This window comes from Pseudomonas sp., from assembly GCF_030147005.1.
Lineage (GTDB): Bacteria > Pseudomonadota > Gammaproteobacteria > Pseudomonadales > Pseudomonadaceae > Aquipseudomonas.
This window is the reverse complement of record NZ_JASLAW010000127.1, coordinates 1-22010: the sequence shown is the minus strand read 5'-3', so window position 1 is coordinate 22010 and position 22010 is coordinate 1. Positions and strand designations below refer to the sequence as shown.

Genomic DNA, 22010 nt, shown 5'->3' with positions numbered 1-22010 from the left:
CTGCTACGCAGTCCAGCGGGAGCAAGCTCCCTCGCCACAGTACAGCGCGCCCTCATTGCTTGAAGATCAGTGCAGCAGCTTGCTATCGAGCACCGCGGATGAACCGCCGATGATGCTTTGCGCCAACTGCACAAATTCCTTGGTCGTGATGCTGTCCGCCCGCATCACCGCTTGCGCCAAATCATCCAGCGAGCGCTTGTTGTGGGTTTTCACGCGGATCTCCCGGTCCAGCTCCTGCAACACCATCACCGCCCGTGACACTGTCGCACCGCTGACGTGTTCGCCACGCAGGCTGGTCACGCCTTTGCCCTCTTTCGCCAAACGCGCCTGTATCGCCTCATACCGCTCATCGGTGATCCCACCGGCGCGGCGTACCAGCTCGATGGCGTAGTACCCGGCCAGGCCTTCGCTGATCCAGTCACTGGTGTCGTGGTCGCTGAAGCGGGCGATGGCCTGCACCACTTCGCGGATCAACGGGCTGCTGCCGTCTTCACTGACCAGCGGCGTGCGGCTGTTGAGGTAGATCGAGTCACGCGCCGAAAATGCGCCACGACGCATCGGATCGCTGGCGCCCACTATCAGCAATTTGGCCGGGTGGCGCGGGAACGCGGCTTCCACTTGCGGCCACACGAAGGTCAGCAGCGTCAGCACATCCATACGCCGCATGCCCTGACCCCTGGGCGAGGCCACGGTGACGTCGGTCTGCCCCAGGCGCATGCGGCGGCTGCCCAGGTTACCTGCGAGCATCCAGCCGGTGGGCCGGTCGAACAGGCGGGACACGTTGTCGATGCGGAATGTGTTTTTGCCGATACGCGGCCAGGCGGTCTCGATGCTTTTCCAACCCGGCGGCAGTTCGAACATCAGGCGCGAGACCAGCTCGACCCCGTCCTGCTGGTCCAACCGTGCGGCGGGCACCAGGTCGTCGCCGCGAAACAGCGCCCAGCCTGGCGCCATCCGCGCCTCATACGTGCCCGGTTTGTGCGCGTGGGTGAGACGTACGCGGTACGTCAGGCTGGCCTTGTCGGCACTGGGCTGCCAATGACCACGGCCATTACTGACCTTCCATTGCCCATCGGCTTTGAAGTCGCTGTAATCGCCGTCGTGACCAAGGTCAAAATCCAGGCTGCGCACTGCGGAACCCTGGGACAGGCTCACCCGCACGTCGGCCTGATCGCTCTGGGGCAGGAGTTTGACGTGGTAATCCAGGTCGACTTTCCTGGCGCACCACGCCGGCATGCTCAGTGCCAGCAACAGCGCAGAGGTCGCCAGCTTGCATCCCACCCTCATACACATTCCTTATTCAACCCGCGCGGAAGATCAGGTAGTCCTCCCAGTCGTCCTCGGGCACGCTGCCTTCGCTGAGCATGCGCCCGGACTGGGAAATGCGTTCGTGGTGCACGGCGTCGCGATCGCCGCAGACCAGGTGGTGCCACAGCGGCAAATCCTTGCGCTCACTGACCAGGCGATAGCCGCAGGTGGGCGGCAGCCATTTGAACTGGTCGGCCTGCCCCGGCGTGAGCTGGATACAGTCCGGCACAGACGCCCGACGATTGGGGTAGTCGGTGCATTGGCAGGTTTTCAGGTCCAGCAGTTTGCAGGCGATGCGCGTGTAATAGACGCTGTTGTCGTCTTCATCCTCAAGCTTTTGCAGGCAGCACAGGCCACAGCCGTCGCACAACGACTCCCATTCCTCCTGGTCGAGGTGTTCGAGGGTTTTGCGTATCCAGAAAGGTTCGACTTTGGCGGCCATGGCTCTGCATCAGTATCGGTAGGTTCAAAGGCCGCCAGTCTAGTGCCCAAGCCCTCCGGGGCCAAGCGCTTACGACTGGCGGTGTAACAACACTTGTCAGTACAGTGGCCGCGCAGTAGTTTTGAGCGCCCACTTGCCGCTCAGGAACTGCTCATGACCCGCGTTGCCGACTATCCCATCCATACCCAGTTCACCGACCGCTGGTCGCCCCGCGCCTTTACCGGCGAGAGCATTCCCCAGGAAACCCTGCTGAGCTTCTTCGAAGCGGCGCGCTGGGCACCTTCGGCCTACAACTCGCAGCCATGGCGTTTTCTCTATGCCCGCCGCGACACGCCGGACTGGGAGCGCTTCCTGGGTTTGTTGAATGAATTCAATCGGGGCTGGGCACAGCATGCGTCGGCGCTGGTGATCATCGCGTCGAAAACCGACTTCATCGCCCCCGGCGCGACGGAAGAAACCCCGGCCCTGTGGCACACCTTCGACACCGGCGCCGCCTGGGGCCACCTGGCGCTGCAAGCCAGCCTGAGCGGCTGGCACACCCACGGCATGGCCGGCTTCGACCAGGAACTGACCCGCAAAGAGCTGAAGATTCCAGCAGGCTATGCGCTGCACGCCGCCGTGGCGGTGGGCAAGCTGGGCGACAAGTCGACCTTGCCCGAGTACCTGCAAGGCCGCGAAGCGCCAAGCCCGCGCAAGCCGCTGAGCGAACTGGTATCGGAAGGCGACTTCAGCCTCTAAGCCTTGCGCAATAACCAATGCGGGAGCGGGCTTGCTCGCGAATAAGGTCTGTCAGTTGGCGAATAGGTTGGCTGACACAGCGCATTCGCGAGCAAGCCCGCTCCCACCGTTCATTGCCGCGAAGGCTCAGTAGCCGCGTTCGAAATCCACTTCCCCGCGCAGTGCCTGCCTGGCCTGGTACGCCCGCACGTTTTGCACAAACAACGCCACCATCATCGACGGCGAAGTCGGCGCCGAGCTGTGCCCGGTCAACAACAAGCCCCACGCCGTCCAGAACGGGTGGCGCTGCGGCAGCGGTTCCTGGCGGCATACGTCGATCACTGCGCCGGCCAGATGCCCCTCTTTCAGGGCTTCGACCAGATCGGCATCCACCACCGCCACGCCGCGCCCGACGTTGATAAACAAGCCGGTCGGCTTGAATTGCTTGAACAGGGCGGCGTCGTACAGGTCGTGGGTTTCGGGCGTGTTGGGCAACAGGTTGATCACATAATCCACCTCTCCCACCAGCCGGCCCAGTTGATCGAGGCCGGCGACTTCGATAAACGGTGCCTGCTCGCGGGCCTGGCTGGCGATGCCGTACAGCTTGACGCCGAACGGCAGCAGAAACTGCGCCACGCTCTGGCCGATATCGCCGGTCCCCACCACCAGCACCTTGCGCCCCGCCAGGCTCTGGCCCTGGCGGCTGTCCCATTTGCGCTCGACCTGGCTGACCAGACGCGCCAGCACCTCACGTTCGTGACCGAGCATGTAAGTCAGGACGAACTCGGCCATGACCTGACCAAAGATGCCGACCGCGCGGGTCAGGCGATAATCCTGCGGCAGGCCATCGGCCAACAGCGGTGTGATGCCGGCCCAGGTCGATTGCAGCCATTGCGGGTGATGGCCCTGGCGCAACAGCGTCGCCAGCAGGTCCGGCTGGCCCAGCCATACCGGGCAATCGGCGGCCAGGCGCGAGAGTTCGGCCGAGTCGCCACTGGTCAGCACCTCGAGGTCCGGTGCGGCGTCGCGAAGCAATTGGGCGTAGAGCGGGTGATCCTGTTCAGCAATCAGAACACGCATGGTTCAAACCTTTCAAAAACAGTGCAGACGGCCGCCCGCATCCTTACGGCCACCGCCAACTCAATACGATTGCGTTGAAGAATGTGCCCGGCACCGGGCACCTACCGATTACATCGGGTCGTTGCGTCGCAGCAGCTCTTCGGGCAAGTGTTCGATGTACTCGTCCTCGGCCGGCGGCATTTGCAGGTGGTAGCCCTGCTTGTCGAGGTTTTCCAGGACCACGGCGATGTCTTCGCGCGACAGCTTGCGCGCCGGCGTCAGCACCATGTCGAACGCGTGATGGGGTTTGCCGAAGGCCACCATCAACGGCTCCGGCACCCGCTCCAGGGCGTCGCTTTTGAGGACGTAGAGGTACATGCCGTCTTTTTTCAAGCTGCGATAAATGGAGCAAATACGTTTCAAGGCTGTTCTCCGGCAGTGGCCAGACTGTCGAGCAGCGCCTGGCCCATCAACGCGCGGCGCCAGCCACGCAGCGAGTCTGGCAATTGGTAAGGCCCGTCGGGGTAGCCACTTTTAACCAGGGCTTCGAGGGTTTTCTTGCGCAGCATCAGTTCCGGCGCCATGTCCAGGCGTTCGGCTTCGGCCTGGCCCAGGGCGCGCAGTTGTTTGATCAGCGCGGCGGCGTCGACCGGCAGCGGTTCAGGCACGGCAGGCGGCCATTGGTCCATGGGCACGCTGCCCGCGCGCTTGATCAGGTCAAGCAGGAACTGGCCGTCCTGACGCACCGTGCGCGGGTGCATGTCTTCGATTTTGCCGAGGGCTGCAAGGTTGTCCGGCTGGGTTTTGGCCAGAGGCCATAGCGAATGTTCACGGATGATGCGGTTGCGCGGCAGGTCACGGGCACGGGCCTGCTGCTCGCGCCAGGCGCACAGTTCACGCAATACGGCGAGTTGGGCGCGTGACAGTTTCCACGCCAGCTTGGCGTCGCGGTACACCTCGTACGGGTCGACTTCGCGGCGCAGGTTGGCCACCAGTTCGGCACCGTCTTCGAGCACCCAGGCGTACTTGTCATCCGTCAAACGCGGGCGCAGGCGGATATACACTTCGGCCAGGTGCACGGCGTCTTCAGCGGCATAGCTCACCTGGGTTTCGGACAACGGCCGCTGCAGCCAGTCCGAGCGCGTCTCGCCCTTGGGCAAGTCGATATCGAGCACCGCTTGCACCAGTCGCGAATAACCCATGGAGAAACCCAGGTTCAGGTAAGCCGCGGCCAATTGGGTGTCGAACAACGGCGCGGGCAGGCTGCCGGTCAGGCGCAACAGCACTTCCAGGTCTTCGCTGCAGGCGTGCACTACCTTGATCACGCCTGGGTTTTCCAGCAAGGCGGCCAAGGGTTGCCAATTGTCGATGGTCAGGGGATCGATCAGGTAAGCGCGCACGCCATCACCGATCTGGATCAGCCCGGCAATGGGGTAGAAGGTGTCGACCCGCATGAATTCGGTGTCGAGGGCGACGAATGGCAACTGCTGCCATTGGGCGCAATGCTGGCCGAGGCTATCGTTGTCGCAGATCCAGTGAATATCGATGGCCACACGGCTCTCCCTTGAAGAATGGCGCGCAGTATATATCGCGAAAGGGGCTTGCGAGCATCCACAGTGCACAGGCAACCATGAAAACTCAGACAGGAGATGAAGAATAGTCCGACAGACGGGAGTTATCCCCTCTTACGAAGCACGTAGACACACCACAACGTGGAGCCCGGCAGGAACTCTTGGTGATTCAAGACCTTGAAGCCCGCCTGGCGAAACTCATCCTCAACCGGCGTACGCGCGTTCACGGACACAATCACGGTGTCGCGACTGACCCGATGAAATTCACGCAGCAATGCCAGGCGGATGTCGGTGTTGGGCACATGGCGAAACAACTCCAGGCAGAAGATGCAATCCACCGCATTCGCCGAGAGGCCGATGGAAAACGCCGAGCCGGGGAACGTCTTGACACGTTTGAGCAGCCCCGCCGAATGATGGGTGCGGGCATGGTCGAGCATTGCCTGGGAAGGGTCCGACGCCAGAATCACCCGATTGACGTGCTCGCCCAACACCGGCCAGAACCGCCCGGAGCCGCAGGCCAGGTCCAGGATCAATCCCGGCTCCCCGGCCACCTTCAACGCATGGCGCACCAACCGCGCATCGCGCCACGCCGCCAGACGCTGCAACAGCCCAGGCGGACGCGTGTCACCGCAGACCCTGGCATGCTCACGGTCATAGCGTTCGGTGAATTCGGTCTCGATGGAGGAAGGAGGTTGTGACGACATCGCGGGCTCATGTGGACGAAACGTAAGTAAAACGACCTTGATCCGCAGCTTAACCACCGCAACGTGAAAAAAAGGTCGAAAGCCGCAACGTCGTAAATCCCGCGCCTTGCCACCCTGCCCCGCGCTGGAAATAATGACCGCCCCGACCCGCCCCAAGGACTCGACCGCATGAAAGCTCCCTTAGCCCTGTGTGTACTGGCCAGCGTGGCAACCACCGCCCTGGCCGATACCGGCCCGTCACGCCTGGACGAGGTCATCCAGCGTGGCACGCTGACGGTGTGCACCACCGGCGACTACATGCCCTACACCTCGCTGCGGGCCGATGGCCGCTATCAAGGCATCGATATCGCCATGGCCGAGTCCCTGGCCAAGAGCCTCAACGCGACCATCACCTGGGTGCCCACCACCTGGAAAACCCTGATGCCGGATTTTCTTGCCCAACGCTGCGACATTGCCGTGGGCGGTATTTCGGTGTCGTTGGAACGCCAGAAAAAAGCCTTCTTCAGCCAGCCGCTCGGTGTCGACGGCAAGATCCCGCTGGTGCGCTGCGCCGACGTGCAGCGCTACCAGAGCGTCGAACAGATCAACCAGCCCCAGGTGCGCGTGATCGAACCGGCGGGTGGCACCAACGAGGTGTTTGCCCGAGCCCATCTGGGCCAGGCGCAGATACGCCTGCACGACAATGTGACGATTTTTGACGAACTGCTGGCGGGCAAGGCCGATGTGATGATCACCGACGCAAGCGAGGCGCGTTACCAGCAGAAGCAAAAACCGGGGCTGTGTGCGGTCAACCCCGAGCGGCAGATGCAGTACAGCCAGAAAGCCTTCCTGCTGCCCCGCGACGATGTGGCCTGGAAAAGCTATGTCGACCAATGGTTGCACCTGAGCGTGGCGACCGGGGTGTATGACGGCATCGTCAGTCAGTGGCTGGCAGCGCCTTGATCAGCTCGACAAATGCCGCGCACGCCGCGCTGCGATAGGCGCCCCTGCGGCTGAGCAACCCCACGGTGCGGTGTGGCAACGGCGGTTCGATGGCCACGGCCCGCAACCCAGCCTGCGCCTGGGCAAGCGCTTGGGGCAGGATGGTCACCAGCGAGGTGTGACGCACAATTTCAATGATCGCGCCGATGGAATTGGCCTCCATGGCAATGCGCGGTTTCACGCCTTGCCGACGGCAGTAATCATCGATGTAGCGACGTGTGGCAAACCCCGGATCGAGCAGTACCAGCGGCTGCTCGAACCACGCCGACCGGCTCAGCTCGGGATGATCCGCCCGCACCACCACGCTCAACGCCTCGGCAAACAGCGCCTCACACTCGATATCGGCCCCATGCTCGCCGGTAAAGCCGATGCCGATATCCAGCAAGTCTTCGCCCAGCGCGGCTTCGATGCGGTCCTGGGTCAACTCCTCGACGCTCAGGCTGATGCCCGGGTACAGCCCATGGAACCGCGCCAGCAAGGGGCCGATCAAGTAGGCCGTAAACGTCGGCGTCATTGCCAGGCGCAGGTGCCCACGGCTCAGGTCCTGCACGTCATGCATCGCACGGGTGCCGGCCTGCAGGTCCTGCAACGCCAGCCGCGCAAAGCGCACATAGGCTTGCCCCGCATCCGTCAGGCTAACGTTGCGCCCGGAGCGATCGAGCAGCGGCGCGCCCAGGGTGTCTTCAAGCTGCTTGATCTGTTGCGACAAGGTCGGCTGCGACACATGCAGCGCTGCCGCCGCGCGGGTGAAATTGCGGTGCTCGGCGACAGCTAGCAGGTAACGGATATGGCGCAACAGCATTAACGACGCTCCAACTATAGGCATGGCTTATAGAAACCATAATAAGCCGGTCTTGGACGCTATAGCCGAAAACTTCCATCCTTGCCCCATCAGCGACGCAAGGAGACCCACCATGCAGCATCTCATCGACGGCTTTCGTAAATTTCAAAGCGAAGCCTTTGCCCAACGCAGCGACCTGTTCAAACACCTGGCCACCACGCAAAACCCCGGCACGCTGTTCGTGTCGTGCTCCGACAGCCGTGTGGTCCCGGAACTGCTGACTCAGCAGGAACCGGGCGACCTGTTCGTCATCCGCAATGCCGGCAATATCGTGCCGTCCTACGGGCCGGAACCGGGTGGCGTATCGGCCACGGTCGAATATGCGGTGGCGGTACTCGGCGTGAGCGACATCATCATCTGCGGCCATTCCGACTGCGGCGCGATGACCGCTATCTCCACCTGCAAATGCCTGGACCACCTGCCCGCCGTGGCCAATTGGTTGCGTCATGCCGAGTCGGCTAAGGTAATTAATGCGGCGCGCCAGCATGCTTCGGACGCGGCGCGACTGGATGCCCTGGTGCGTGAAAACGTGGTCGCGCAACTGGCCAATCTCAAGACTCACCCGTCGGTCGCCCTGGCGCTGGAGCAAGGCCGATTGAACCTGCACGGCTGGGTGTACGACATCGAAACCGGCGGCATCGACGCACTGGATGGACGCAGCGCACGCTTCGTTTCCCTGCTCGAGCACCCAACCATCCGCGCTTGCGCCGCCTGAACCTTATTCAACCCCAGAGGACATCACCATGCTGCAATCGAACTTCTCCCAAACCCCACGCCTGGCCCTGGCCGACACCGTTATCGACCTTAAGGCGCGCAAGGACTTGTCCTGGCAGGACCTGGCCGACGGCACCGGCCTGAGCCTGGCCTTCGTTACTGCCGCCCTGCTCGGCCAGCACGCGCTGCCCAAGGACGCCGCCGACGTCGTCTGCGCCAAACTCGGCCTGGACCAGGACGCCAGCCGCCTGCTGCAAAGCGTGCCCCTGCGCGGCAGCTTCCCCGGCGGTGTGCCGACGGATCCGACGATGTACCGTTTCTATGAAATGCTGCAGGTCTACGGCTCCACCCTCAAGGCCCTGGTGCATGAGCAATTCGGCGACGGCATCATCAGCGCGATCAATTTCAAGCTGGACATCAAGAAAGTCGAAGACCCCGAGGGTGGCTCCCGCGCAGTGATCACCCTGGACGGCAAATATCTGCCAACTAAACCCTTCTGATCGTTCACCGAACCGTCTACGCTCTGGTCATTCCAACAAGACCGAGGGACGGGTAAATGAACACACTGCTGCGACTCACTTGGCTGCTGCTATTGTGCTGCAGCCAGGTGCACGCCGACACGCCCAGTGACGCGGACGCTCAAGCGGCCAAGGCGTTGCTGGAAAAGGCCCTGGTTTACTACCAGAACAATGGCGACAAGGCCCTGGCCGCTTTCAGCCGCCAGGGTGAGTTCATCGACCAGGACCGCTACGTGTTCGTGGTCGATACACAAGGCGTACTGCTGGCCAGCGGCGGCCCCTCCTCGGCCTTGATCGGCCGCGACGTGACCGAAGTGCTCGGGCCTGATCTGCAAGCCTCGTTCAAAAAAGCCATCAGCGCACCCGAAGGCCAGGGTATCCAGCAGGCCGATTACCGCTGGCAGAACTGGAATGACGGCAAGGTCGAACACAAGCATGTGTTTTACCAGCGCGTGGGCGAGCGCATCCTGGCGGTCGGCTATTACCTGCCACGGGCCACGCCGGAGCAGGCGCGGGCGCTGCGCAACAAAGCGGTGAACGCGCTGGTGAAGGATGAAGCGGGGACGCTCAAGGCGATCAACTCATTGCAGGGCGGTTTCCTGCAGGATGATCTCTACGTGTTCGTGGTTGACCTGGATACCCGGCGTTATTTGGCGCATGGCACCAACCTGCGTTTGATCAATACTGACTTCGCCAGGATCAAGGACCCGGACGGCAAGCCGGTCGGGGAGCCGATCCTCGCGTTGATGGCCGAGCAGGACCAGGGCGAGTACAAATACCGCTGGAAAAACCCGGTGACCGGCAAGGTTGAGAATAAGCATGCGTATGTGCGCAAGGCTGGGCATTTGATGGTGGCGGTGGGGTATTACAGCCCGTGATCGGGCTGGAGCCGGCCAGTTAGGCCTAAGTAATTGATAAAACCCGTGGCGAGGTAGCTTGCTCCCGCTGGACTGCGCAGCAGTCCCATCTCCAGGGCCGCTGCGCGCCTCAGCGGGAGCAAGCTCCCTCGCCACGGGGGCTGTATTTTATGGTCGGCCCAGAGGCCGCCCGCAGCCACAACATCAGCTATCAGCCTTATCGTCCCGCCCGCGCAGCACCCGATTGGGCATCGCAACCGCCGCCGCCAGCCCGAACAACGACACCGCCGCACTCACCATCAGCAAATGCCGGAACGTCACCGCCAATTCCCCGCGCAACGCGTCCCGAGCCGCGCCAGGCGCCGCGTTGAGCCCATCGAGCAGCACGTTGCCGGAGCTGCCTTCAGCCACCAGCGCACCACTGGCCAGGTGGGCAAAACTTGCATCCTGCAACAACGCCAGCAGCAATGCCGACATACACGCCACCCCCACCGCACCGCCCAGGGAGCGGAACAGGTTGGTGGTGCTGGTCGCCACGCCGATGTCGCGCTGCGCCACCGAGTTTTGCGTGCCCACCAACGAAGTCGGGAACTGCATGCCGGCGGCGATCCCGCACAGCAGCATGAACAGCGATGTCAGCCCGACCGCCTGGGGCGCGCTGCAGGCCATGCCGAAAATCGCCAGGGGGCTCAATACGGCGCCACTGAGGATCATCGGTTTATAGCGGCCGGTCACTGACGTCATGCGCCCGGCAAAATAGGCGCCCATCGGCAGCCCCATCGCCAGGGGCAGCAGGTGCAGGGCCGCGCTGTCGGCACCGGCGCCGGTGACGGTTTGATAACGCAACGGCATCAGCACGGTCAGGGAAATCGCCTGGAAGCTGGTGATGAAAATCGTGCACCAGCACAACACCGCGCTGCGGTTGACGAACAGGTGCATGGGCAACAACGGCTCAAGCGCGCGGCGTTCATGCCAGACGAACACGCTTAACGCCAATAGCGCACAGGCCAGCAGCCCGAGCACTTGATGGTCACGCCAGTCATGGCCCTGGCCGATTTGCGTGATGCCGAGCAACAAGGCGGTCAAGCCGATGATCATCAGCACGGTGCCGAGGTAATCGATGACCGGCTTACGTTGCGGCACCGGCAGCCCCACCAGGGTGCGACGGGCCACATACCAGGCGGTCGCGCCCAACGGCAGATTCACCAAAAACACCCAGCGCCAGGACAGGTACTCGGTCATATAACCGCCCAACACCGGCCCGGCGACGCTGGCCACCGCGTACATGCTGCTGAAATAGCCCTGGTAACGCCCACGCTCACGGGGGGCAATGATGTCGCCGATGATCGCCTGGCTCACCGAGATCATCCCGCCGGCGCCGATGCCCTGGACAATCCGCGCCAGCACCAACTGCTCCATGTTTTGCGCCAGGCCACAGAACAGCGAAGCGACGGTGAACAACCCCATGCCGATCAACATCATCGGACGCCGCCCGTACAGGTCGCCGAGCTTGCCATAGATCGGCACCGCCACCGTCATCGCCACCATATAGCCGGAGATCACCCAGGCGAGCAGGTTGACGTCATGAAACTGCGCGGAAATGGCCGGCATCGACACGGCGACAATGGTCTGGTCCAACGCGCCGAGGAAGATCGCCAGCATCAGCGCGGCAAGAATGCTGCGCACGGCGGGAACGGTGGGAGCGGGTTGATTGAGCGGGGTCACGGCAAAACCTTCGAGCTGGGCCCGCAGAAAACGGTAGCCTGCGGGAATGCTCGATACGATAGCAGGCTATTCGATAGCCTCGTAAGGAAGCCCGACGTAATTTTCCGCAATGGTTTTGCGCCCCGCCTCGGATTTAATGAAGTAGTCCAGCTCGCTCTCGGCGATGCGCTGGGTGAAGCCATCCGCCTGCGGAAATTGATGCAGCATCGAGGTCATCCACCACGAAAACCGTTCGGCCTTCCACACTCGCCGCAGGCAAATGGCCGAGTAGCGCTCGAGCAATTCCACGCGGCCCTCGCCGTACACCTTGAGCAAGATCCGATACAACGTGCTCACATCACTGGCCGCCAGGTTCAAGCCCTTGGCCCCGGTAGGCGGCACGATATGCGCGGCATCGCCGAGCAGAAACAGGCGCCCGTACTGCATCGGTTCCACCACGAAGCTGCGCAGCGGCGCGATGCTTTTTTCGATGGAGGGGCCGGTGACCAGTCGTTGCGCCAGGTCACCGGGAAGACGGGTTTTCAACTCATCCCAAAAGCGCTCGTCCGACCAATCGGCCAACGGCTCCTGCGCGCAAACCTGCAAGTAGTAACGGCTGCGGGTCGGCGAACGCATGCTGCACAGCGCAAAGCCACGCGGGTGCGTGGCGTACACCAGCTCCGGATGCACCGGCGGCGTATCGGCAAGCACGCCCAGCCAGCCGAACGGGTAGACGCGCTCGAACACCTGCAACGCCTCGGGCGGAATCGACTGACGGGCCACGCCGTGAAAGCCATCACAGCCAGCGACGTAATCGCACTCCAGGCGAAAGGCTTGGCCTTCATGCTCGAAGGTCACCCAGGGCCGATCACTTTTCAGCTCATGGGGCTGCACGTTCGAGACTTCATATAAGGTCGTGGCGCCGGCATCCGCACGGGCGGCCATCAAGTCGCGGGTGACTTCGGTCTGGCCGTAGATCATCACCGACTGGCCACCGGTCAGGGCCTTGAGGTCGATGTGGGTGAGCCGGCCATCGCGCGCCAGCGCAAAACCGTCATGCACCAGGCCCTCGGTGTCCATACGACGGCTGACACCGGCCTCGCGCAGCAGGTCGACCATGCCTTGTTCCAACACCCCGGCGCGGATGCGGCCTTGCACGTAATCAGCAGTCTGGCGCTCTAGCACCAGCGTCTGGATGCCAGCATTGTGCAGCAGCTGGCCGAGCAGTAATCCGGACGGGCCGGCGCCAATAATGGCGACTTGGGTTTTCAGCGTTTTCATTATTTTTCTGGCCTGCTGACTTCACTCGAACCGAACGAGTGAAAGAGTTGTCATTGGACGTGTGGCTGACATTTTTCACCTGAGCGAACCACATAAGAAGGTGAAAACTGCTTCAAAGCCTGCGCTTTTTGCCAATCGGGGCGATTACCGAACCACTATCCTGAGTATCGGATTGAAAACATGACCAACACCGCGATTCCGGTCTTCAAGCTTTACGGGGAAAGCCAACAGTGGCCGACCCCCGATTTGTTGCACTGCGAAACCATTTCCCGGCGCAGTCGGGAATACCAGTGGGAAATCCAGCCCCACCGGCACGCGGACCTGTGCCAATTGCTCTACGTGCACAAAGGCCAGGCACACCTGGAAATCGAAGGCCAGCGCACCACGCTCAACGAAGCCAGCCTGCAAGTACTGCCGCCGCTGTGCGTGCACGGTTTTCGCTTTTCCGAAGACGTGGAAGGTTACGTGGTGACCCTGTCGGCGCCCCTGGTCAGCCACTTACAGGCGCAACTGGGCAGCGCGGTCGATGGCCTTCACACGCTGGGCAATTACCCGGCGGGCAAGGACAGCGACTACCTCAACAACCTGTTCGCCCGTCTGCAGGACGAATATGCCGACGCACAACCGGCGCGGGACATGATGATGCACGCCCTGGTCAGCGTGCTGCTGGTGTGGGTCAGCCGCCAGGCGATCCAACGTCGCCACCCGAGGACGCCACGTAACCGCGAATACTTCCGACGGTTTACTCAAATGGTCGAACAGCATTACCGCGAACACCCCAAGATTGAAGACCTGGCCCACAAACTGGGCATCTCGGTCTCACATTTGAATGGGACGTGTCGGGAGTTGGGCGGGCAACCGGCGTTGCAGATCATGCATGACCGCCAGTTGCTGGAGGCCAAGCGCCTGCTGACCTACACCAGCATGACGATCAATGAAATGTCCGAAGTGCTGGGGTTTTCTGACCCGACCAACTTCTCGCGGCTGTTTCGCCGCCGGGTCGGGTTTTCACCCAAGGCTTTTCGTGAGCAGCTGAAAGCTGAGCAGCCTACCTGAGTGCGCTGAAACTGCCGGTGCGCGGCACGCATTGGTCTTGATGGCAACTGATGGCGAAAGCCGCCGGCTGCATGCGGGTCTGTTCAACCCGATACGCGGCCGTTCCGTACAACGCCGTGGCCAGCGCGCAAAGGCTGAAAATCATCAGGTACTTTCTGGTCTTGATACTCATGGCACACCTCTGAACGGATCTACATGGTGCTGTCTGGAGCATAGGTCAGTTAGGGCAAGTTGCCATGATTGCAGGCCATTCAGCCCGCTTATATCGCGTCAGAGGCCGACATCCCACGCCGGCGCCTCGGGAAACCGCACCACCAGAAAATCCAGCAGGCTGCGCAACGCCAAAGGCATGTGCTTGCGCGAGGCGTACACCGCATAAATATTCATCTGTCGCGGCTCGGCTTCAGGCAACAGGCGCACCAGTTCACCGCTGCGGATCAAGTCGCCGGCCTGGTAACTGGGCAGCATCGCCACCCCTGCCCCAGCCAGCGTGATACGCAATAACGTGCTGGCCTCGTTGGCGGTGATATTGCCGTGCACCGGCACCGATACATGCTCGCCGTTTTCCTCGAAATGCCACAGGCTCTTGCCGAAGTAGGAGTGGGTCAGGCAGTTGTGCCGGGCCAGGTCTTCGACTTTCTGCGGCGCCGGATGCTCCAGCAGATAAGCCGGCGTGGCACACACCACCGAGCGGCATACGGTCAGGCGTCGGGCGATCAGGTTGGGGTCCAGGTCATTGCTGGTGCGGATCGCCAGGTCAATGCGCTCATCCACCAGGTTCACCGTGCGATCGAGCATTTGCAGATCGACCGTCACCAACGGGTAGCGTTTGACGTACTCGGCAATGGCGGCGCCCAACTGCGCCTGGCCGAACGAGGTGCTCACACTCAGGCGCAACAGGCCCCGAGGGGCTTCATCGGGCTCGCTGACGGCGGCCTGCATGTCACCGCACAGTTCCAGCAATTGCCGACACCGTGGCAGGGTTTCGCTGCCGGCGGCGGTGAGGCTGAGCTTGCGCGTGGTGCGGTGCAGCAGGCGCGCGCCGACCCAGTCTTCCAGCTCGGCCAGGTAGCGCGAAACCACTGGGCGCGACAGGTCCAAGTGATCGGCGGCAGCGGATTGGCTGCCCAGGTCCACCACGGTGACAAACACGCGCATTGCTTGAAGACGATCCATGATTTGCCCGATTTCAGAAACAAACTATGTCTCAGCATCGCATTTTTTGTAGTGTTTTATGCAACTAAGCTCTGTCCACCCTCACCGATGGCAGGAGCCGCCCCGATGTTCTCGACCTTCAAACGCTTGACCCTGGCAACTGCCGCCCTGGCCTTCACGGCTCACGCGTTGGCGGCAGACCTGAAACTTGACGTGTACAACCCCGGCGAAGCCGCGATCTTCCCGGTCAGCTCAGTGCTGGTCAGCGGCGCGAAGGACGCGATCCTGGTGGACGCGCAATTCGGCAAGGGCCAGGCCGAGCAACTGGTGCAGAAAATCCGCGCCAGCGGCAAGCACCTGACCACCATCTACATCAGCCACGGCGATCCGGATTATTACTTCGGCCTCGACACCCTCACCGCCGCTTTCCCCGACGCGAAAGTGCTGGCGCCACAAGCGGTGGTCGACCATATCAACGCCACCGTCGCCGACAAGCTGGCGTTCTGGGGCCCCAAAATGGGCGTCGACAAACCGGCCAAAACCCTCGTGCCGCAGGTACTCGAAGGCCATAGCCTGACGTTGGAAGGGCAGCAACTGGACGTCATCGGCCTGGACGGGCCGCAGCCGGACCACAGTTTCGTGTGGATTCCGTCGATCAAAGCCGTGGTCGGTGGCGTGGTGGTTACGCAAAACATCCACGTGTGGATGGCCGACACCCAGACCGCACAGTCCCACCAGGATTGGCTGGCCACCCTGCAACGTATTGAGGACTTGAAACCGACCACCGTGATTCCAGGCCACTACCTGGGCACGCCATCGCCTGCCTCGGTCAAGTTCACCGCCGACTACATCAAAGCCTTCGACACCGAAACCGCCAGGGCCAAGGATTCCGCCGCCCTGATCGCGGCCATGAAAAAGCGTTACCCGGCCCTCGCCGACGAAAGCTCGCTGCAATTGAGCGCCAAAGTCGCCAAGGGCGAAATGAAGTGGTGACTGGTTTTAAACCCTGACCTTACTGGAGAACATCATGAGCAAGATCGCAATCATTGGAGCCACCGGCCGTGCCGGTAGCCAACTGCTGGAAGAAGCGCTGCGCCGTGGGCATACCGTCACCGCTATCGCGCGCCATACCGACAAACTGGCCGTACGCCCCGGCGTCACTGCCAAGCAGGTCGATGCGCTGGATGCCGAGGCCCTGCAACAGGCCGTCAGCGGCAGCGATGTGGTGATCAGTGCGGCGCACTTTGCCACCTTGCCCGCCAGTGCCGTGATCGGCCCGGTCAAGAAGGCCGGGGTGAAACGCCTGTTGGTGGTGGGTGGCGCGGGCTCGCTGCTGCTGCCGGACGGCAGCCGGGTGATCGACAGCCCAGGCTTCCCGGCCGAATACAAAACTGAAGCCGGTGCGGGGGCTGAGTTTCTCGAGGCGCTGCGTGAGGAACAGCAACTGGATTGGACATTCCTGTCACCGTCGGCCCTGTTCGATGGCACCGAGCGTACCGGTCAATTCCGCTTGGGCCAGGATGATCTGCTGGTCAGCCATGACGGTAAAAGCTCCATCAGCTTTGCCGACTTCGCCATTGCCATGATCGACGAAGTGGAAACACCGCAGCACTCGCGCAAGCGCTTCACCGTGGGCTACTGACTGTTAATTCTGACAGTAGACGAAACCGTCCGATGCGCGAACACTAAAAGCCATGCACAGCGCTTATTGCACAAGGAGATTGCATGGCCACTGCACCGATTTTCACCGGTAACCTGGTAGTGATTGGCTTTGGCTCGATTGCCAAGGCAAGCCTGGCACTGTTGCTGCAACAGGAGACGCTGGTCCTGCGCACGATTACCGTGATAGCGCCTGAGCAGGACAGACCTCAATGGTTCGATAAGCACGGTATCGTCTTCGTCCAGGCTTGCCTGGACGAAGACAACTACGAAGCCTTGCTCGATCGTTACGTCAACCCCGGCGACTTTCTGCTCAATCTGTCAGTGGACGTCAGTTCCCTAGCCCTGATTACCTATACCGCCCATGCTGGCGCTTTGTACCTCGACACCTGCATCGAACCCTGGGCCGGCGGTTACACCGATGTGGCCCTGTCTGCGGCCGAACGCACCAATTACGCGCTCCGCCAGCAGATACTCAGGTTGCGCAAGCGCCTGGGCAAAGGCCCAACCGCGGTGGTGGCGCACGGCGCCAACCCTGGGCTGATCTCGCACTTGCTCAAGGCCGGGCTGCAGCGTCTGGCCGGCGAATTGAAGCACCCTTTGCCCATGGCCGACGGTCAGGTCCAGTGGGCGCGCCTGGCAATGGAGATGGAAATCAAGGTGGTCCATATCGCTGAGCACGATACGCAACGTTCCCGGCTGCCCAAGCAAATCGGTGAGTTCGTCAACACCTGGTCGGTCGACGGGTTTATCAGCGAAGGTGGCCAACCTGCGGAATTAGCCTTGGGCACCCATGAGCAACAACGGCCCAAGGGCGCACACAATCACCGCTTCGGTACGAAAAATGCGCTCTATCTTGACCGCCCCAGTGCCACCGTACCCGTCAAGACATGGACACCCGTGGCTGGCAGCTGCCTGGGCCTGTTGATTACTCATCATGAAACCTCATCGCTGGCCGATTGCCTGACGCTGCGCGAGCGCGGCAAGGTCATTTATCGACCCACACTGCACTACGCCTACCGCTGCTGCGACGATGCGTTGCTGTCCGTCAATGAGCTGATCGGCAACGACTGGGCGTCGCCGCGCAGCAAACGCGTCATGGGGGATGATGTGATCAGCGGTGGGGTCGACGCGCTGGGCGTACTGCTGGCGGGGCATGCGCTAAATGCCTATTGGTTTGGCTCTATGTTGTCGGTCGACCAAGCGCGTAGTCTGCTGCCATTCAACACCGCCACCAGCCTGCAAGTCGCCGCAGGTGTGTTCGCCGGGATGACATGGGCGGTGCACCATCCTGACAGGGGAATCGTCGAGGCTGAGGACATGGACCACGCCGATATTGTGGAGAACGCGCTGCCCTACCTGGGCAACGTGATCGCGCAACAGACCGACTGGCGGCCGGCGGAGCCGATGGCCCCCCACAACGATGCGGAGCATCCATGGCAATTCGCACACTTCATGGTGAGCTGAGTTCATGACGGGTTGAGTCGCTATTTTTTCAATAGCCCCAACGACTTTCTCATTTGCCCCTCGCCCCCACCCGTGGCCTGATTCGCCTTTGTTCACCCAAGGCAGGCCCATGGAAAACGTTCACGCAAAACCCACCACCGCCGTATGGCTGATGATCAGTGTGGTACTGGTCGCCCTTAACCTGCGCCCGTCGATGGCGGCCGTGGGGCCTTTGTTGTCGTCAATTCGCGCCGACGTGCCGCTGAGTTTCAGCAACGCGGCGTTGCTGACCATGTTGCCGGTGATGGGCATGGGCCTGGCGATGTTCCTCGCCATGGGCCTGGCCAAACGCTTTGGCGAGCACCGCAGTATCGTGGTGTCGCTGCTGGTGATTGGCATGGCGACAGTGTCGCGGTTGTGGCTCGATTCGGTGCTGGAGCTGATCGTCAGCGCCATGGCGGCAGGGGTCGGGATCGCGCTGATTCAGGCGTTGATGCCGGCGCTGATCAAGTCGCGCTTCAGCGATAACGTTTCAGTGTTCATGGGCCTGTATGTCACCGCAATCATGGGCGGCGCCGCACTGGCCGCGTCGTTTTCACCCTTTGTGCAAGTGCGCACCGGCAGCTGGCGCATCGGCCTGGCGATATGGGCGGGCCTGGCGCTGCTGGCGTTGGTGTTCTGGTACGCCCAGCGCTCGGCGTTACCGCCCTTGCCGCACGTCGATAGCGGCCCGCAGGCGTCCTTTTGGCGCAATCGCCGGGCCTGGTGGCTGGCGTTGTTCTTCGGCCTCGGCACGGCGTGCTACACCTGTGTGCTGGCGTGGCTGGCGCCGTATTACGTCGAGCAGGGCTGGAGCGAACAGCAGGCCGGCTTGCTGTTGGGTTTGCTGACCGCCATGGAGGTCGTCTCCGGCCTGGCCACCCCCGCAATCGCCAACCGCCGCCGGGATAAACGCGGTGTGGTCGCGGTATTGCTGGTGCTGATCATCATCGGCTTCTGCGGCCTGATTCTCAGCCCCCTGCACTTGAGCCTGCTGTGGCCGTGCCTGCTCGGCCTGGGCATCGGCGGGCTGTTTCCGATGAGCCTGATCGTGTCCCTCGACCACCTCGACAACCCGCGCCGTGCCGGGGGCCTGACCGCGTTCGTGCAGGGCATCGGGTACCTGATCGCCGGCCTGTCGCCGCTGATCGCCGGGATGATCCGCGACCAGTCAGGCAGTTTCGAATGGGCCTGGTGGTCATTGTCGGCGGTGGTGGTGTTAATGCTGCTGATGGTCACACGCTTCAATCCGGCGCATTACGCGCGACATATCCGCTGAAGTCGTGTTGTAAACACTATTTGTCCCACTCAAAACATAGAAGAGTCCTACAGAGCTTTCTATTGGCACGAGCGTTCCGTTAACATTTTGCCCAGTCTTGTACTGAGTTCGGTACAACGGGTTTACGGACGAAACCGATGCTAAACAGTAACTTGCTCAGAAAGCTCGATATGCAGGACTTGATGGTGTTTATCGCTGTCTACGACCAGAGCAGCGTTACCGACGTGTCCGAAACGCTGTTCGTCAGCCAGTCCACCGTGAGCTACAGCCTGAAGAAACTGCGCACCAGTTTCGAAGACGAGCTGTTTATCAACACCCGGGCGGGCATGCGTCCGACGTACAAGGCCACCACGATGTACGGCCACGTGCAAAAAATCCTCGAAAGCATCAACCTGTGCCACGCCGGTGGCCAGGCCTTCGACCCGACCCGCAAGGCCGTGACCTTCAATGTGTGCGCCCCGGAATACTTCGAACAACTGGTGCTGCCGCGCCTGCTGAAAAACTTCGATCGCGCCGACCTGCCGGTGGTTGTCAACGTGCAAAAGCTGGAAGCCGAGATTCCCGCCGACGACTTGCGCGAAGGCCGCCTCGACCTGGTGATCTGCTTCGGCCCCCATTTCCACCGCGTCCATAAAGACTTCAAGACCCAAATGCTGCTCGAAGACGACCTGGTGTGCGTCTTCGACAAACGCTCGGCGCCGCGAGAACCGGCGTTCAGCCTGCAAGCCTTCGCCGAGCGACGCCATGTGTTCCCCACGCCCTGGACCTCCGCCACCAACATGATCGACGGCTGGCTGGCGCGCCAGGCTCACACACGCCAGGTGATCGCCCGGGCCAACAGCTACAGCGCAGCGTTGAAGATGATCAGCGGCACCGACTTCATCGTGACCCTGCCCCGCCGCGTGCAAAAGCTGCTAGCGTCGACTTCGGCGTACGGTTTTTGCGAAGCCCCGAACGGTTTGCCGGGCTTCACCCTGGAGATGCAGTGGAACGAAACCAGCGAACAGGACAGCGCCAATACCTGGTTTCGCGAGCAAATGGTAAAAGTGTGCGCCGATCAGGGGCTCCTGTAGGCGCGAGCCGCTGGCGCCTGCATCGGGTCAAGCGCTGTATCAGCCGACCGCCACTTTGCTGTAGGCATCGCGGTCCATGTCGCGCAATTCGACGCTCAGTTGCACCTGCACACCCTCAGGCCAAGGGCCCAGGTCCTGCAGCACCGCCAGCAGGCTTTGCGACAGTTGCTGCTTGACCTGCGGCGAACGCCCGCTGAGCAATGCCAGGCGTACCGAGACGAAGCCACGCTCATTCAAGCCGGTGCCCACGCGAAAACTGTCGACTTTCATCGCACGGCTCTTGATGTCGAACTCGGCGCCAAACTGACCGGAAGCCACCAATGCATGGTTAAGGCGCAACAGCGCCTTGTCGGTGTCCAGTTGCGCCAGGTTGGCGGTGTATTCCAGGTGCAGATGCGGCATGGGTTTCTCCGGATTTTTTGTAAGAAGAGGGGCGAATATACAGCATGCAAACGGGCATCAGCCCTGAATGCCCAGCGCTCGATCACTCATGAACGCCTCTAAGCGTGAGCGCATCCAGCGCTCCGCCGGGTCGGTGTCGACGTGGCTGAGCCAGACCATCGACAAATCCAGGGTCGGCGTTTCAAACGGAAACGCCTCGCAGAACAGGTTCCCGCCGGCGGCCATGGCGTGCGCCGTATAGTCCGGCAGGCTGGCGATCATGTCGGTGCCGGCGAGCAATGCCGGCAATGAACTGTATTGCGGCACCGACAGCACCACGTGCCGCTTGCGGCCGATTTCCGCCAGCCACTCATCGGCAAACCCGGCCACGTTGGCGGTGTGGGACACCAGCACATGGGGCCGTGCGCAATATTCGTCGAGGGTCAGCGGCGTGTCGGACGCATCGGCGCGCAACAGGCAAGGCCGGATATGGCGCAGCAGCTTGCGCTTGGCATTCGCCGGCAGGCCTCGGGTTTGGGTGATGCCGACGGTGATATCGCCCGAGGCCAGCAGGTCGGGAATGCGCCAGTAATCCACATGCTGCACCACGAACACCACCTGCGGCGCTTCCTGGCGCAGCGCCCGCAGCAATGGTGGGAGCAGGCCGAACTCAACATCATCGGACAGCCCGATACGAAAGGTCATGGTGCTGATGGACGGGTCGAAATCATGGGTCAGGCTCAAGGCCGACGACAGTGAATCCAGGGCCGGCGACAAGTGCTGGATGATTTCCTCGGCGCGTGCGGTGGGTTCCATGCGGTGGCCGACGCGAATGAACAACGGGTCATTGAACAACGTGCGCAGACGGTTGAGGGCCGAACTGATGGTCGGCTGGCCGAGAAACAGCTTCTCTGCCACCCGCGTCACGTTGCGCTCGAGCATCAACGCTTCGAAAACCACCATCAGGTTGATATCGGCCTTGCGTAATTCATTGCGATTCATCGGCGCCTGCCCCTTCCCCACGACAAGCCGCAGTTTAGAAAGGCAATGGGGCCGCGTCTATGTCGGTCGACGCCTCGGCTTTCATGCGGGAGCGGGCTTGCCCTAATGCCAGTCAGTTAAGACAGAACCGGTCCCTGTGGCGAGGGAGCTTGCTCCCGCTGGACTGCGTAGCAGTCCCATTTTTGGGGCCGCTTCGCGCCCCAACGGGAGCAAGCTCCCTCGC

24 protein-coding genes are annotated in these 22010 nt (G+C 62.0%); 11 read left to right on the top strand and 13 right to left on the bottom strand.

Annotated features, from left to right (window positions below; all coding sequences use genetic code 11):
• Positions 1 to 66: 66 nt before the first annotated feature.
• A complete protein-coding gene (locus Q1V60_RS11580) occupies positions 67 to 1287 on the bottom strand; it encodes a hypothetical protein (protein ID WP_300630379.1) in 1221 nt (406 codons plus the stop codon).
• Between the two features lie 13 nt (positions 1288 to 1300).
• Positions 1301 to 1750: a YcgN family cysteine cluster protein gene (locus Q1V60_RS11575; RefSeq protein WP_003172524.1), complete on the bottom strand. Its 450-nt coding sequence runs from the start codon at positions 1748 to 1750 to the stop codon at positions 1301 to 1303.
• A gap of 153 nt (positions 1751 to 1903) precedes the next feature.
• Here Q1V60_RS11575 and Q1V60_RS11570 point away from each other — a divergent pair, with 153 nt between their 5' ends.
• Positions 1904 to 2488, top strand: a complete 585-nt coding sequence (locus tag Q1V60_RS11570) for a nitroreductase family protein (protein WP_300630375.1) — start codon at positions 1904 to 1906, stop codon at positions 2486 to 2488.
• Positions 2489 to 2614: 126 nt separating this feature from the next.
• Here the strand turns inward: Q1V60_RS11570 and Q1V60_RS11565 are convergent, their stop codons facing one another.
• The 4 genes from Q1V60_RS11565 to Q1V60_RS11550 all read right to left on the bottom strand — a co-directional run bounded on the left by Q1V60_RS11565 (position 2615) and on the right by Q1V60_RS11550 (position 5801).
• Positions 2615 to 3547 (bottom strand): D-2-hydroxyacid dehydrogenase, encoded by a 933-nt coding sequence (locus Q1V60_RS11565; RefSeq protein WP_300630373.1) that lies wholly within the window; start codon positions 3545 to 3547, stop codon positions 2615 to 2617.
• Positions 3548 to 3655: 108 nt separating this feature from the next.
• Positions 3656 to 3949 (bottom strand): YcgL domain-containing protein, encoded by a 294-nt coding sequence (locus Q1V60_RS11560; RefSeq protein WP_300630371.1) that lies wholly within the window; start codon positions 3947 to 3949, stop codon positions 3656 to 3658.
• Positions 3946 to 5079, bottom strand: coding sequence for a ribonuclease D (gene rnd, locus Q1V60_RS11555; protein ID WP_300630370.1), 1134 nt, complete (start codon positions 5077 to 5079; stop codon positions 3946 to 3948). The genes Q1V60_RS11560 and rnd overlap by 4 nt, the downstream gene beginning before the upstream one ends.
• 122 nt (positions 5080 to 5201) lie before the next feature.
• Positions 5202 to 5801: a class I SAM-dependent methyltransferase gene (locus Q1V60_RS11550; protein WP_300630368.1), complete on the bottom strand. Its 600-nt coding sequence runs from the start codon at positions 5799 to 5801 to the stop codon at positions 5202 to 5204.
• A gap of 168 nt (positions 5802 to 5969) precedes the next feature.
• Between Q1V60_RS11550 and Q1V60_RS11545 the strand changes: the two genes are divergently transcribed.
• The gene (locus Q1V60_RS11545; protein WP_300630366.1) at positions 5970 to 6743 is read left to right on the top strand and encodes a transporter substrate-binding domain-containing protein; all 774 of its coding nucleotides are present in this window, start codon (positions 5970 to 5972) and stop codon (positions 6741 to 6743) included.
• Here Q1V60_RS11545 and cynR read toward each other — a convergent pair.
• Positions 6718 to 7584, bottom strand: coding sequence for a transcriptional regulator CynR (gene cynR, locus Q1V60_RS11540; protein WP_300630364.1), 867 nt, complete (start codon positions 7582 to 7584; stop codon positions 6718 to 6720). The two genes, Q1V60_RS11545 and cynR, sit on opposite strands and share 26 nt — an antisense overlap.
• A gap of 112 nt (positions 7585 to 7696) precedes the next feature.
• On the opposite strand from cynR, the gene Q1V60_RS11535 reads away from it, so the two are divergent.
• From Q1V60_RS11535 to Q1V60_RS11525, 3 genes are read left to right on the top strand one after another with little or no spacing between them, the layout of a single operon-like run.
• The gene (locus tag Q1V60_RS11535) at positions 7697 to 8338 is read left to right on the top strand and encodes a carbonic anhydrase (protein WP_300630363.1); all 642 of its coding nucleotides are present in this window, start codon (positions 7697 to 7699) and stop codon (positions 8336 to 8338) included.
• A gap of 28 nt (positions 8339 to 8366) precedes the next feature.
• A complete protein-coding gene (cynS, locus tag Q1V60_RS11530) occupies positions 8367 to 8837 on the top strand; it encodes a cyanase (protein ID WP_300630361.1) in 471 nt (156 codons plus the stop codon).
• A gap of 56 nt (positions 8838 to 8893) precedes the next feature.
• Complete coding sequence (locus Q1V60_RS11525) at positions 8894 to 9733, top strand: cache domain-containing protein (protein WP_300630360.1); 840 nt, start codon at positions 8894 to 8896, stop codon at positions 9731 to 9733.
• 183 nt (positions 9734 to 9916) lie between these two features.
• Here Q1V60_RS11525 and Q1V60_RS11520 read toward each other — a convergent pair whose 3' ends face one another.
• Positions 9917 to 11437: an MDR family MFS transporter gene (locus Q1V60_RS11520; RefSeq protein ID WP_300630358.1), complete on the bottom strand. Its 1521-nt coding sequence runs from the start codon at positions 11435 to 11437 to the stop codon at positions 9917 to 9919.
• A gap of 66 nt (positions 11438 to 11503) precedes the next feature.
• Positions 11504 to 12697 carry a 4-hydroxybenzoate 3-monooxygenase gene (pobA, locus tag Q1V60_RS11515; protein WP_300630356.1) on the bottom strand — a complete coding sequence of 398 codons (1194 nt, stop codon included), beginning with the start codon at positions 12695 to 12697 and terminating at the stop codon, positions 11504 to 11506.
• 180 nt (positions 12698 to 12877) lie between these two features.
• On the opposite strand from pobA, the gene Q1V60_RS11510 reads away from it, so the two are divergent.
• The gene (locus tag Q1V60_RS11510) at positions 12878 to 13753 is read left to right on the top strand and encodes a helix-turn-helix domain-containing protein (RefSeq protein WP_300630354.1); all 876 of its coding nucleotides are present in this window, start codon (positions 12878 to 12880) and stop codon (positions 13751 to 13753) included.
• Here the strand turns inward: Q1V60_RS11510 and Q1V60_RS11505 are convergent.
• Entirely contained in the window at positions 13746 to 13925 is a 180-nt protein-coding gene (locus Q1V60_RS11505) for a hypothetical protein (RefSeq protein ID WP_300630352.1), read from the bottom strand. The two genes, Q1V60_RS11510 and Q1V60_RS11505, sit on opposite strands and share 8 nt — an antisense overlap.
• A 98-nt stretch (positions 13926 to 14023) precedes the next feature.
• A complete protein-coding gene (locus Q1V60_RS11500; RefSeq protein WP_300630350.1) occupies positions 14024 to 14929 on the bottom strand; it encodes a LysR family transcriptional regulator in 906 nt (301 codons plus the stop codon).
• 105 nt (positions 14930 to 15034) lie between these two features.
• On the opposite strand from Q1V60_RS11500, the gene Q1V60_RS11495 reads away from it, so the two are divergent.
• The 5 genes from Q1V60_RS11495 to Q1V60_RS11475 all read left to right on the top strand — a co-directional run bounded on the left by Q1V60_RS11495 (position 15035) and on the right by Q1V60_RS11475 (position 20404).
• Positions 15035 to 15901 (top strand): MBL fold metallo-hydrolase, encoded by an 867-nt coding sequence (locus tag Q1V60_RS11495; RefSeq protein WP_300630348.1) that lies wholly within the window; start codon positions 15035 to 15037, stop codon positions 15899 to 15901.
• Positions 15902 to 15935: 34 nt separating this feature from the next.
• Positions 15936 to 16550: an NAD(P)-dependent oxidoreductase gene (locus tag Q1V60_RS11490; protein WP_300630346.1), complete on the top strand. Its 615-nt coding sequence runs from the start codon at positions 15936 to 15938 to the stop codon at positions 16548 to 16550.
• A gap of 83 nt (positions 16551 to 16633) precedes the next feature.
• Positions 16634 to 18034, top strand: a complete 1401-nt coding sequence (locus Q1V60_RS11485) for a saccharopine dehydrogenase NADP-binding domain-containing protein (RefSeq protein WP_300630344.1) — start codon at positions 16634 to 16636, stop codon at positions 18032 to 18034.
• Between the two features lie 109 nt (positions 18035 to 18143).
• Positions 18144 to 19331 (top strand): cyanate transporter, encoded by a 1188-nt coding sequence (locus Q1V60_RS11480; RefSeq protein WP_300630343.1) that lies wholly within the window; start codon positions 18144 to 18146, stop codon positions 19329 to 19331.
• Between the two features lie 137 nt (positions 19332 to 19468).
• Positions 19469 to 20404, top strand: a complete 936-nt coding sequence (locus Q1V60_RS11475; RefSeq protein WP_300630341.1) for a LysR family transcriptional regulator — start codon at positions 19469 to 19471, stop codon at positions 20402 to 20404.
• Positions 20405 to 20443: 39 nt separating this feature from the next.
• Here Q1V60_RS11475 and Q1V60_RS11470 read toward each other — a convergent pair whose 3' ends face one another.
• Positions 20444 to 20806, bottom strand: coding sequence for a 5-carboxymethyl-2-hydroxymuconate Delta-isomerase (locus tag Q1V60_RS11470; protein WP_300630339.1), 363 nt, complete (start codon positions 20804 to 20806; stop codon positions 20444 to 20446).
• A gap of 57 nt (positions 20807 to 20863) precedes the next feature.
• A complete protein-coding gene (locus tag Q1V60_RS11465; protein ID WP_300630338.1) occupies positions 20864 to 21787 on the bottom strand; it encodes a LysR substrate-binding domain-containing protein in 924 nt (307 codons plus the stop codon).
• Between the last annotated feature and the right edge of the window lie 223 nt (positions 21788 to 22010).